Source organism: Micromonospora sp. CA-248260, from assembly GCF_050942205.1.
GTDB classification, from domain to species: Bacteria; Actinomycetota; Actinomycetes; order Mycobacteriales; family Micromonosporaceae; genus Micromonospora; species Micromonospora antibiotica.
The window spans coordinates 6,827,877-6,840,000 of record NZ_CP192021.1; the positions used below are offsets into that span (position 1 = coordinate 6,827,877).

Here is a 12,124-nt window from a genome sequence, read left to right on the forward strand (position 1 = left end):
CACACCGTGCTGGATGTGTCGTCCGGCCCGTCGGCCGCCCCCGGACGGCCCGGCGACTGCTGCATCTCGCCTCCGATCGGGCATTGCGACGTGCGTGACGCAGCCCATAGTGTGACGCGACCGCGAAGACTACTCGGCAGTAGGAGTTGAGTGTTGGACGCACCCGCTGCCGCCACCACCAGGCACGTACTGTTGCTCAACTGGCGGGACACCCGGAATCCGGAGGGTGGCGGCTCGGAGGTGTACGTCGAGCGGATCGCCGGGGAACTCGTCCGGCACGGCCACCGGGCCACCCTGCTCTGCGCCACCCACCCCGCCGGCCCCGCCGAGGAGACCACCCCCGACGGCGTACGGGTGCTGCGGCGCGGCGGCCGGCACACCGTCTACCTCCGGGCCGCCCTGGCGTACCTGGCCGGCGCGCTCGGCTTCGGCCCGCTGAGCCGCCGCCACGGCGGTCGACCCGACCTGATCGTCGACGTCGGCAACGGCCTGCCCTTCCTGTCCGCCCTCTACGCCCGCCGGCCGGTCATCGCGCTGGTGCACCACGTGCACCGGGAGCAGTGGCCGGTGGTGCTCGGCCCGAGCCTGGCCCGGTTCGGCTGGTGGGTGGAGTCCTGGCTCGCCCCCCGGGTCTACCGCCGCTGCCGGTACGTCACCGTCTCCGCCGCCACCCGTGACGAGCTGGCCACCCTCGGCATCGACCCGGCCCGGGTCGACATCGTGCACAACGGCACCCCCGACATGACCGTCGGCCCGGTGCCCCGCTCGCCGGAACCGTCGCTGGTGGTGCTCGGCCGGCTGGTCCCGCACAAGCAGGTCGAGGTGGCCCTCGCCACCCTCGCCGCGCTCGGTGACGAACTGCCCGGCCTGACCCTGACCGTCGCCGGGCAGGGCTGGTGGGAGGCGCAGCTGCGGCACACCGCCGCCGAGCTGGGCCTCACCGACCGGGTCCGGTTCACCGGCTTCGTCTCCGACGCCGACAAGCGGCACCTGCTCGCCTCGGCCTGGGTGGCGCTCACCCCGTCGCTCAAGGAGGGCTGGGGGCTCACCATCGTCGAGGCCGGCGCGGTCGGCACCCCGACGGTGGCGTTCCGGGGTGCCGGTGGGGTCGAGGAGTCCCTGGTCGACGGGGAGACCGGCCTGCTCGCCGAGGACGTCGACGACTTCGTGGCCAAGGTGCGGCTGCTGCTGACCGACGACGGCTACCGGGCCACCATGGGCACGGCGGCCCGCGCCCACGCCGCCCGGTTCACCTGGCCGGTCTCGGGAAAGAAGTTCGCGGCCCTCGTCACGAGGGCCGCGAACGGTACGACAGGATCGTCGGTCGAGCAGCAGGCTCCGGCGGGATCGCCGGCAGGGCAGTCAGGGCCGGCAGGGTCACCGGTCGGGCGATCGGGTCCGGCGGTGCCGCCGGTCGGGCGGACGGATCCGGCAGGGTCACCGGTCGCGCAGGTGGAACAGTCCTACTTGGTGCCGTAGACCAGCGGCTGGTTGGCACCACCGTTGCCGCCGCCGGACTCGGTGCGGGCGGCCTGCTCGGCCTTCGCCGCCTCGGCCGCCGACGTACCGGTCAGCGTGGTGGCCAACGCCACCGTGCCGAAGGCACCCAGAGCGATCGCGGCTACCGCGACCAGAACCAACGAGAGAGCACTGCGCATGGTGCTGTTTTCCTCCTCGTGAGCTGCGTGCGCGGCACGTTACCACCAAGTAGCCCACACCGGGAGAGTCGCGCGGGTGATCACCGCCGGCCCGCCGGGCGGCCCGGAGCGCCGGTGACCGGACCTCGGCCCGCACCCGCCCGTTGTCGGTGTCGACGGCCGCCCCGCCGCCCACCCGGGACGGCTGACCGCTCCGGTCAGCGCCCGGCCGGATTCTCATAGAGGGTGAGGTCCACACCGGCGTACACCTCGCGCAACCCGACCAGCGCCGCCGGGTCGACCCGCTGGCCGTCGACCGTCCGCTGCACCACCACCCAGCGCACCCCGGTCACCGCGACCGGGCCACCGGCGGCCAGCACCCGGCCCACCTCGGCGGCACGCGGGTTCTCCCCCCGCACCCCGGTCGCGCCCACCCAGAGGGTGTCGTCCACCAGCACGTCGGCGTCGACGTAGCGGGGCAACGGGTCCAGCACCGTCCGGCCGTCGTTCCACGGGTACGCCCGGTAGGCCCCGAACGGCAGTGACAGCACCTCCCCGGACCGGCCGTCGAGCCGGCGGGCCACCGCGTCCCAGTCCGCCGGGTACGTCACCGGGCGCAGCCGGCCCGCCGCACCGAACGCCAGATCGGGCAGCACCACCACGGGCAGCAGCAGGACGGCGACGAGCAACGCCCGCGCGCCACCGGTCGCCCCCCGGGCGGCGACCCGGTCGGCCAGTCGTTCCGCGCCGAGCGCCCCGGCCACCACCAGCAGCAGCGCGTACGGGATGAGGAACTTCTGCCCGTCGCGCAGCACCCCGGCCCCCGGCACCGACGCCACCGCCCACCCCAGCAGGGTGGAACCCCCCGGCAGCACCCCCAGCAGGGCGGTCAGGAATCCGGCGGCGGCCAACCCGGCGAGCCGGTCCGCCACCCCGACCGGCCAGCGTCCGCGCAACGTCCGGACGCCGTACCCCGCCAGCACCAGCAGCAGCACCGTCGCCACCGGCGTCAACGGCGACGAGCGGCTCAGCGGGGTGGTCTGCCCGTTCCAGATCCCCCCGGTGCCGGCCAGCGCGCCGAACACCCCGCTCCAGTTCTCGGCCCGCGCCGCGAAGGCGGCCACCCCGGCCGGGTCGGTCCGGGCGTCCGCCGCGCTCAACCCGGCGACCACCAGCCACGGCAGGTTCAGCACCAGCAGCGCGCCGACGGCCACCGTGGTCGTCCGGGCGGCACCCCGTCGGGCGACCAGCACGGCGACCGTGACCAGGGCGATCAGGCCACCCGTCGGGGTCACCACGGCGGGCAGCGCGACCAGCAGCAGCCGGCGCAGCCCCCCTGGCCGGTGCACCCGGATCGCGGCGTCGACCAGCCACGGCAGCGCCCCGTACGCCAGCAGCAGCCCCCAGTGCCCGATCAGCAGCCGCTCCGCCAGGTACGGCGTCCAGGCGTATCCGACGGCGGCGACCACCCGCACGACCGGCTGCCCGGTGGACACCAGCCGGCCGGCCCCGATCGCGGCGAGCAGCAGCACCCCGGCCAGCACCACCCGTTGCAGCAGCCATCCCGGCACCGCCTGGCTGGCCAGCGAGACCAGGGCGTCCAGCGGCACCGCCCGGGGCAGCGAGTCGACCGGGGCGACCAGCTCGGCCCGCCACGGCTGGTGGGGCACGAAGACCATGTCGTAGCTGAGCACATAGCCGGGCGCGGCCAGCGGAGCCAGCACCAGCGCGGTGACGGCCAGCCCGGTGGCGACGAGGATCGACCTCTCCCGCAGGGGTTGACCTCCTCACTAGGCTGACCCGGCGATCGGCGCCGGCGTGGCGACACTGTACTTGCGCTGCTGGTGACCGGCGGAGCCGGCGACCCGGGACGGTCACGGGCGGGCAGCGGACGACCGGCGCGGCCGGCGACACGGAGCGGTGATGGGCACAACATCGGACGACGGGCACGGCCGGCGACCCGGGGCCGTCGGAGGACCCGAGGCCCCCGACGGGCACAGCCGGCGATCCGGCGACGTCACGGGCCGGGGTCCGGGCGACGGGCCAGGTCAGGGGTCGGGCGACGGGCCAGGTCAGGGATCAGGCGACGGGCCGGGTACGGGATCAGGCGACGGGCCAGGTGCGGGGTCGGGCGACGGGCGCGGTCGGACGGTCGGGATCGGCGTCGCCGGGGTGGCCGTCACCCTGGCCGGGGTCTTCGTCAACGGGCTCGCCTACGTGGTGCCGGTCCTCGCTGCCCGGCACCTCGCCCCGGCGGAGCTGAGCGCGCTGGCCACCCTGCTGGCGCTCGGCGCGATCGGCGGCGTGGCCAGCACCGGCCTCCAGATCGCGGTGGCCGTGCACCGGGCCCGGCACGGCCGGGCCGCCACCGCCCGCCCCACCCTGCTGACCGTGGCGGTGACCGCCGCGCTGCTGGCCGTGCTGCTGCCGGTGGCCGCCGTCGGGCTGCGGCTGACCGGCCCGGCGGTGCTGCTGCTCGGGGTGCTGACCGTGGCGGTGGTGGCCGCCGGCCGGTGGCTGGGCGAACTCCAGGGCGACCAGCGTTTCCTGCGGCTGGCCGGCGGGATGGCGCTACTCGCCGCCGGCCGCTACGGCGGGATGATCGCCGGACTGGCGCTGGGCGGCGGGTTGACCGGGGCGCTGCTGGCCGGGGCGGTCACCTCCGTACTGGTCCTGGCGCTGCTGGTCCGGCTCAACCGGGGGGCCGGTCTCGACCCGGTGGCCCCGACCCTGACCACCCGCACGGTGCTCACCGCCAGCGGGGCGACCCTGGCGATGCTCGTCGTGTCGTACGCCGACCTGCTGCTGGCCCGCCGGTTCCTGCCCCCCGACGCCTCCGGCACGTACGCGGTCGGCACGGTGCTGACCAAGGGCGCGTTGTGGGCCCCCCAGGTGGTGACGGTCATCGCCCTGCCCCGGCTGGCCCGGGGCGACCGGGGGACGCTGCGCACGGCGCTGCTCCTGGTCGGTGCGGCCGGGGCGGCGCTGGTGCTCGCCTCGGCGCTGGCCGGCGGGCTGGCGTTCGGGCTGGCCGGTGGCCCGGAGTACGCCCGGTACGGCGGCCTCGCACCGCTCTTCGCCGCCACCGGGGCCCTGTACGCGTTGGTCTTCGTGCTGATCAACGCCCGGGTCGCGGCGTCGGCCCGGTGGCCCTCGGCACCACTGTGGATCTCCACGGTCGGCTTCGTGGCCGCGACCGCCACGGTCGTGCCGCACACCGTCGCCGGTATCGCCGGGGCGGCCCTGGTCACGGCGACGGTCACCGTCGTCGGCACCGCAGTGTCGACAATCCACCGCAGAACGGATGCGTCGGTCGCCTCCACCCTTCCGACGGCTACCGTCGCCGTCCCGGGTCGTGACACCCTGCCGGTAGGTGACCGGTAGACGGGGGTTTCTGGTGGCGGTGGTCGACCCGGTCCGGCAGCTGGCCGGCGTCCGCCGTGGGCTGACCGGCACCCGCCGGCCGGTGCGCTGGCTGCTCGTCGTCGGGCTGCTCGTCCTGCTCGCCACCGTGCCCGGGGCGGCACCGCACCGGGCCCTGCCGGACAGTGGGCCGGTTGCCGCCCGGCTGACCGCCGCCTTCGACGACTACGGCGACACCTCCGGCCGGTGGAACGGTGCCGACCGGACGGCCTCGGTACGACTGCCCGACGGCCGGCTGCTCTGGCTCTTCTCCGACACGTTCCTCGGCCCGGTGCACCCCGACGGTTCCCGGCCCCGCACCGCACCCTTCATCCACAACTCGGCCATCGTGCAGCGGGGCGACCGGCTCGCCGAGACGGTGCACGGCGGCACCACCGAGGACCCGCGCGACCTGGTGCCCCCGACGGCACCCGGCGAGTTCTCCTGGATCGGCGACGCCACCGTCTCCGGCGACACCCTCCAGGTGCTGGTCCACCGCTACCGGCGCACCGGCCTCAGCCCGCTCGACCACACCCTGGTCGGCACCGCACTGGCCAGCTTCGCACTGCCCACGCTCACCCCCACCGGGGTCCGCCCGTTGCCACTGGGCGCCCGGGTCTCCTGGGGTTCGGAGCTGCTCCGCGACGGCGGGCACACCTACGTGTACGGCACCGAGGCGGCCGGCGGGGCGAAGTTCGCCCACCTGGCCCGGGTGACCGGCGACGACCTGACCGGCCGGTGGGAGTTCTGGACCGGTGACGGCTGGTCCACCGACGACCGCGCCTCGACCCGGCTGCTCAGCGGCGTCGGTACCGCCTACGGCGTACAGCGGATCGGCGGTCGGTACGTGCTGGTCACCCAGGAGAACAACCTGGTGTTCAGCGGCGATCTGGTGGCCTACTCGGCCGACGCGCCGACCGGCCCGTTCACCGGCCCGGACTACCTGCACCACGCCCCGGAGACCGCCGCCGGTCACCTGGTCTACGACGTCGACCTGCACCCGGAGCTGGCCCGCCCCGGTCGGCTGCTCCTGTCCTACAACGTCAACGACGTCGACGACTCGGTCACCTACGCCGACGCGGGCCTCTACCGGCCGCGTTTCGTCGAGCTGGTGTGGCCCCGCGACCGACCGGAGCACGCCGACCTCCCCCCGGCGCCGTCGACGCTCACCGCCCGACCGGGCGGCGCCGGCACCGCCGAACTGGACTGGCCGCCGGTACGCGCCGACGACGAGCTGCGCTACCAGGTGCACCGGCGGGACGTCACCGCCGGCCAGACCCACTTCGTCCGGATCGGCGAGCCGACCACCACTCCCCGGTTCTCGGCCGACTTCCTGACCAACGGGCACGACTACGAGTTCCGGGTGAGCACGCTGGGCCGGCGCGGCGAGAGCGCACCCTCACCGGTCGGCCGGGTGACCGCCACGGTGCCGCCACCGCCACCACCGCAGGGCCTGCGGGCGGTGCCCGGCCGGGCCGGTGACGTCGCACTGGGCTGGGAGCCGGTGCCGTTCGTCCAGCTCTTCCGAGTGACGCAGCACGACCTGGGCACCGGGGAGGAGACCACGGTCGGCACCTTCACCGGCACCACCGCCACCGTCGGGTTCCTCCGGCACGCGCACACGTACGCGTTCACCGTGGTCGCGGTCGGTGGTGGCGGGGACAGCCCACCGTCCGAGCCGGTCCGGGCGACCGCCCTGGTCACCCCGCCCGCCCCACCGCCGGGGCTGGTCGCCGTCGGGCAGCCGGACGGCACCGTGCGGTTGTCCTGGCGGACGCTCGGCCCGGGTGTCTCCTACCGGGTGTACCGCCGCGACCTGACCGCCGGCACCCCGCAGGACGGCCCACCGGCGGTGGAGGTCAGCGCCGGGCACGTCGCCCGGCACCTGACCCACGGCCACGAGTACGAGTTCACAGTCGACGCGGTCAACGACGGCGGAGCGGGGGCCCGGTCCGCGCCGGTGCGGGCCCGCGCCCGGTTCACCGCCCCCACCGTCGCCCCGACGGACCTGCGCGCCGAGGCCGGGGTCGGCAGCGTGGAGCTGACCTGGCGCGCTTCGGTAGCCGACGGGTGGCACCGGGTGTACCGGCGGGACGTCAGCGCCGGGGAACGCGACTTCACCGCCGAGGAGATCCCCACCCGGGGCACCCGGGCCGTCGTGCCGGGGCTGCGCAACGGGCACGAGTACGAGTTCACGGTGGCCGCGACCAACCAGGCGGGTGCGGGCCCCCGCAGCGCACCGGTCCGGGTCACCCCGCAGTTGCCCACCCCGACCGGGCTCGACGTGACGGCCACCGGCAGCGGCGAGGTCCGGTTGACCTGGCGGTCGGCCGGGCCGGGGTTCGCCTACCGGGTGCACTGGCGCGACGCCACCACCGGGGAGCGGTGGCGGGTCGGCCCGTACCCCGTGTGGGAGACCCGGCACCAGGCGGTGCTGTTGGCCCGGGGGCACGACTACCGGTTCCGGGTCGCCGTGACCGACGGGCGGGACGACGGGCCGCCGTCCCCGGAGGTCGGCGTCCGGGTCCGCTGATCGGCGGGCGTCGACCCTCGCCGACCCCGCCTCCGCTTCCGCCGTTCCGACCCTGCCCGCGACCGTCCCGGCCCCGCTTCCGCTTCCGCCGCGAACGTCCCGACCCCGCCACGGCCCCCGGCGTGCAGACGCCACGGGGTCGCGGTGGCCGGCGGCGGCCGGCTGATCGGGGGGTGCGCAACTGTGCCGCCAGCCACTCCGGGTCACCGCGCGACGCCCCCGCCCGGCCGATTCGTCCGCCCCCGCAGGGCGGCCCCGGTCGGCGCATCCGGACACCGTGCCACGATCGGTCATACACCGTGTGACCGGCTACGACACGCGGTGGTGAGGATGGCCGGACGCACGCTGTCGGCTGGCCGTCCGGTTGGCTACCGTAGGTGTCCCTGGGGGCCGCAACCCCCCACGTGGTACGTCCGATCGAGGTGGCTGTGACCCTGTACGGCGACAATCAGGTCTCCGACGACCGCCCCACGGTGCAGGTCACCGCGGTGAGCTGGCCGGGCGAGGACGAGCCTCCGACGGCTGGCGGGGCCGCAGGCTCGGGCACCGGAGGTCGGCCGTGGTGGCGACGCGGGCGGGTGCTGCTCGCCGGTGGCGTGACCACCGCGGTGCTGGCCGGGGTGGTCGGCGTGGGCGCCTGGGCGTACGCCGGGGACGTCCCGCGCGGCACGAGCGTGCTCGGCACCGAGCTGGGTGGCCGCAGCCGCGCCGACGCGGCCAAGGAGCTGCGGGCAGAGCTGGAGAAGCGCGCCGGCAGGCTCAACGCGCCGTTGACCGTGGTGGTGGGGGAGAACCGGGCGGAGGTCAATCCCGCCGACGTCGGCCTGACGGTGGACGTGGACGCCACCGTCGCCGCCGCCACCGACACCCAGGCGCACCCGGTGGACCGGCTGTTCGGCTCCCGTACGGTCGAGCCGGTGGTGACGGTGGACGCCGCCAAGCTGGACGCGGCGTTGCGCCAGATCCTCGGTAAGCAGGGCCGGGACATGACGATGCCGGCGATCATCTTCACCGGCACCACCCCGAAGCCGGTCTACCCCAAGCCGAGCCTGACCCTCGATGCGGAGCAGTCCGCCCGGGTGGTCCGCACGGGTTGGCTGGCCGGGCAACCGGTGACGGTGCCGGTGGTGGAGAAGAACCCGGTGACGACCCGGGAGGAGGTGGACCGGCTAGTCGCCGAGCTGGCGAAGCCGGCCGTCGCCGCTCCGGTCACCATCACCTCCGACAAGGGGTCGGTGAGCGTCCCACCGGCGGCGATCGCCCGTGCGCTGCGCTTCTCGGCCGACGACGAGGGGAAGCTGACGCCGAAGGTCGACGTGAAGCGGCTCCGGTCGGCGCTGGGCAGCAAGCTGGCCGCGATCGAGTCGACGCCCAAGGATGCCGGTCTGACCATCTCGGCCGGCAAGCCGAAGGTGGTCCCGGGGCGGGCCGGGAAGCAGCTCGACTCGGCGGCGCTGAGCCGGGACCTGCTCGCGGTGCTGCCGAAGGCGGACGGCCGGACGGTCACCGGGCAGCTGAAGGAGGCCGAGCCCGAGCTGACCGAGGCGAAGCTGGCCGAGCTGGGCATCAAGGAGCGGGTCTCCACCTTCTCCACGAAGTTCCCCGGCGGGTTGTCCTCACCGCGCAGCCAGAACATCATCCAGGCGGCGAAGGACGTCGACGGCACGATCGTGCAGCCGGGTGAGACCTTCTCGCTGAACGCGCACACCGGCGAGCGCGGCTACGCCCAGGGCTACAAGGACGCCCCGGTGATCCTCGGCGGCAAGCTGGTCCCCGGGGTCGGCGGCGGTGTCTCCCAGTTCACCACCACCCTGTTCAACGCCAGCTACTACGCCGGCCTCCAAGACGTCGAGCACAAGCCGCACTCGTTCTACTTCAGCCGCTACCCGGCGGTGATCGAGTCGACGATCTTCTGGCCCGACCTCGACTTCAAGTTCCGCAACAACACCCCGCACGGGGTGCTGATCGACACTGCCTGGACCTCGAACACGATCACGGTGTCGATGTGGAGCACCAAGATCTACGACAGCGTGAAGACCGAGTACGGCCCACGCCGCAACGTCACCAGTCCCAGGACCGTCTACCTGGAGCCCGGCCCGACGTGCATCGCTGCCGCCGGCAGCACCGGTTTCACCCAGGACGCGTTCCGGGTCATCAAGAAGGACGGCAAGGTCGTCAAGCGGGAGAAGTTCAGCTGGACCTACGACCCCGAGCCGAACTTCGTCTGCGGTCCCAAACCCTCCTGATCCCCCTCACCTCTCCCCACCCGCCCGCTCTGACCCGGGTGGGCTGGGCACGGATGAGCCCCGCCGGCGACACCGGCGGGGCTCTCGTGCTCTTTCGGGTCGGCCCCGGTCAGGGGCGGGCGTCGGCGAGTCCCTGGCGGACGCCCTCGGCGTCGCGGTCGGTCCCGTAGACGGGGGTGTCGGGCTGCTGCCGCCAGCTCTCGTCCAGCGTGCCGGCGTCCACCGGGTCGAAGCCGAGCGCGTCGACGAGCTGCATCACCACCTGCTTGGCGTCGTCGTCGTCACCCGCCACCGGCAGCGCGATCCGGTCACCGGCCCCGGCCGGCTTGCCGTGGTCCATCAGGTGCGCGGCCTGGATGTTGTTGAAGGTCTTCACCACCCGGGCGCCCTTGAGATGGTCGGCGGTCCACCGGCTGGAGCTGAGGCTGCGGTCGAGCAGCTCGGCGATGTCACCGTCGCGCTGCGGGTAGTAGTTGTTGGCGTCGACGACGATTTTGCCGTCGAACGGTTGGGGCGGCAGCCCCGGCACCGCGAGCAGCGGGATCGCCACCACGACGAGTTCGGCGTCCTGGACGGCCTGGTCCAGCGTGCCGGCGGTGGCCCCGGTCTCCTGGGCCAGCTCGGTGAGGCTCTGCGGGCCCCGCGAGTTCGCGACTGTCACGTCGTGCCCGAGGGCGCTCAGCCGCCGGGTGAGGGTGCCGCCGATGTGCCCCGAACCAATGATTCCGATCTTCATGACCACTCCTGCCTCCGCCGGTCCCGACGGTCAGTTCCGGTCGTACGGTCAGCAGGTACCCCGCCCGGTCCGCTGCGATTGCGGACACGACGTACTCCACGTCACGTTTCCCGCCATGCTGGGTGTGGGTCCCTCCGGAGCCGGGTCCCGCATCGACGGTACGAGGTGAAGCCCGCTGCTCGGGGCGATTCACCGAAGGCGGCACCAGCTCCGGACGCGGGCCCCCGTGGCTCTACGCGGGCCCCCGTGGCTCTGGACGCCGGCCCGCGTGCTGCCAGGCTGCACCGGTCCCGCGACCGTGCCGGTGGACGGTGTGACCCGATGGAGGGGTTCGGGGCGTGAAAACAGTTGAGGCCGACCCCGAAGGGTCGGCCTCAACCAAAGATTGTCCGGCGGTGTCCTACTCTCCCACACCCTCCCGAGTGCAGTACCATCGGCGCTGGAGGGCTTAGCTTCCGGGTTCGGAATGTAACCGGGCGTTTCCCCTCCGCCATGACCGCCGTAACACTATGAACATATCAAACAACACACACACCCACACAACACACAGTGGGGGGTTGTTTGGTGTTTGTTCAGAGTTGCACAGTGGACGCGTAGCAGCCTTGTTATCAAGTCCTCGGCCTATTAGTACCGGTCAACTGAACCCGTTACCGGGCTTACATTTCCGGCCTATCAACCCAGTCGTCTAGCTGGGGGCCTTACCCCCACAAAGTGGGGTGGGATACCTCATCTTGAAGCAGGCTTCCCGCTTAGATGCTTTCAGCGGTTATCCCTTCCGAACGTAGCTAACCAGCCGTGCCCCTGGCGGGACAACTGGCACACCAGAGGTTCGTCCGTCCCGGTCCTCTCGTACTAGGGACAGCCCTTCTCAAGTATCCTACGCGCACGGCGGATAGGGACCGAACTGTCTCACGACGTTCTAAACCCAGCTCGCGTACCGCTTTAATGGGCGAACAGCCCAACCCTTGGGACCTGCTACAGCCCCAGGATGCGACGAGCCGACATCGAGGTGCCAAACCATCCCGTCGATATGGACTCTTGGGGAAGATCAGCCTGTTATCCCCGGGGTACCTTTTATCCGTTGAGCGACACCGCTTCCACTCGCAAGTGCCGGATCACTAGTCCCGACTTTCGTCCCTGCTCGACCTGTCAGTCTCACAGTCAAGCTCCCTTGTGTACTTGCACTCAACACCTGATTGCCAACCAGGCTGAGGGAACCTTTGGGCGCCTCCGTTACCCTTTAGGAGGCAACCGCCCCAGTTAAACTACCCACCAGACACTGTCCCTGAACCGGATAACGGTCCGAAGTTAGATACCCAAATCAACCAGAGTGGTATTTCAAGATTGCCTCCACCCATACTGGCGTACAGGTTTCACCGGCTCCCACCTATCCTACACAAGCCCATTCAGATACCAATGTCAAGCTATAGTAAAGGTCCCGGGGTCTTTCCGTCCTGCCGCGCGTAACGAGCATCTTTACTCGTAATGCAATTTCGCCGGGCCTGTGGTTGAGACAGTGGGGAAGTCGTTACGCCATTCGTGCAGGTCGGAACTTACCCGACAAGGAATT

Annotated in this window: 5 protein-coding genes, 2 rRNA genes and 2 pseudogenes (1 of these 9 running past the window's edge); 4 read left to right on the forward strand and 5 right to left on the reverse strand. The window is 72.6% G+C overall.

Annotated elements, in window-relative coordinates; all coding sequences use genetic code 11:
- Window positions 1-153: 153 nt before the first annotated feature.
- Window positions 154-1,299: pseudogene (locus ACQP2H_RS29755) on the forward strand (glycosyltransferase family 4 protein); the annotation flags it as partial.
- Between the two features lie 164 nt (window positions 1,300-1,463).
- Here ACQP2H_RS29755 and ACQP2H_RS29760 read toward each other — a convergent pair.
- Both ACQP2H_RS29760 and ACQP2H_RS29765 read right to left on the reverse strand, forming a co-directional pair.
- Window positions 1,464-1,658 (reverse strand): hypothetical protein, encoded by a 195-nt coding sequence (locus ACQP2H_RS29760; RefSeq protein ID WP_208570806.1) that lies wholly within the window; start codon window positions 1,656-1,658, stop codon window positions 1,464-1,466.
- A gap of 206 nt (window positions 1,659-1,864) precedes the next feature.
- A pseudogene (locus ACQP2H_RS29765) lies at window positions 1,865-3,412 on the reverse strand (hypothetical protein); the annotation flags it as partial.
- A 382-nt stretch (window positions 3,413-3,794) separates the two neighbouring features.
- Between ACQP2H_RS29765 and ACQP2H_RS29770 the strand changes: the two are divergent.
- The 3 genes from ACQP2H_RS29770 (at window position 3,795) to ACQP2H_RS29780 (ending at window position 9,818) form a co-directional block, all read left to right on the forward strand.
- A complete protein-coding gene (locus ACQP2H_RS29770; RefSeq protein WP_219470443.1) occupies window positions 3,795-5,021 on the forward strand; it encodes a polysaccharide biosynthesis protein in 1,227 nt (408 codons plus the stop codon).
- Complete coding sequence (locus ACQP2H_RS29775; RefSeq protein ID WP_433229746.1) at window positions 5,011-7,572, forward strand: DUF5005 domain-containing protein; 2,562 nt, start codon at window positions 5,011-5,013, stop codon at window positions 7,570-7,572. The genes ACQP2H_RS29770 and ACQP2H_RS29775 overlap by 11 nt, the downstream gene beginning before the upstream one ends.
- Window positions 7,573-7,994: 422 nt before the next feature.
- Window positions 7,995-9,818 (forward strand): VanW family protein, encoded by a 1,824-nt coding sequence (locus ACQP2H_RS29780; protein WP_357536599.1) that lies wholly within the window; start codon window positions 7,995-7,997, stop codon window positions 9,816-9,818.
- A gap of 109 nt (window positions 9,819-9,927) precedes the next feature.
- On the opposite strand, the gene ACQP2H_RS29785 is transcribed toward ACQP2H_RS29780, so the two are convergent.
- The 3 genes from ACQP2H_RS29785 to ACQP2H_RS29795 form a co-directional block, all read right to left on the reverse strand.
- The gene (locus tag ACQP2H_RS29785; protein WP_219465168.1) at window positions 9,928-10,554 is read right to left on the reverse strand and encodes an NADPH-dependent F420 reductase; all 627 of its coding nucleotides are present in this window, start codon (window positions 10,552-10,554) and stop codon (window positions 9,928-9,930) included.
- Between the two features lie 387 nt (window positions 10,555-10,941).
- A 5S ribosomal RNA gene (gene rrf / locus ACQP2H_RS29790) occupies window positions 10,942-11,058 on the reverse strand.
- Window positions 11,059-11,158: 100 nt separating this feature from the next.
- Window positions 11,159-12,124: ribosomal RNA gene (locus tag ACQP2H_RS29795) — 23S ribosomal RNA — on the reverse strand (it continues 2,144 nt past the right edge of the window).

Excerpts from the sequence above, each read along its gene's own strand:
- ACQP2H_RS29760 (WP_208570806.1), bottom strand. The coding sequence starts at position 1,658 with ATGCGCAGTGCTCTCTCGTTGGTTCTGGTCGCGGTAGCCGCGATCGCT.
- ACQP2H_RS29785 (WP_219465168.1), bottom strand. The coding sequence starts at position 10,554 with ATGAAGATCGGAATCATTGGTTCGGGGCACATCGGCGGCACCCTCACC.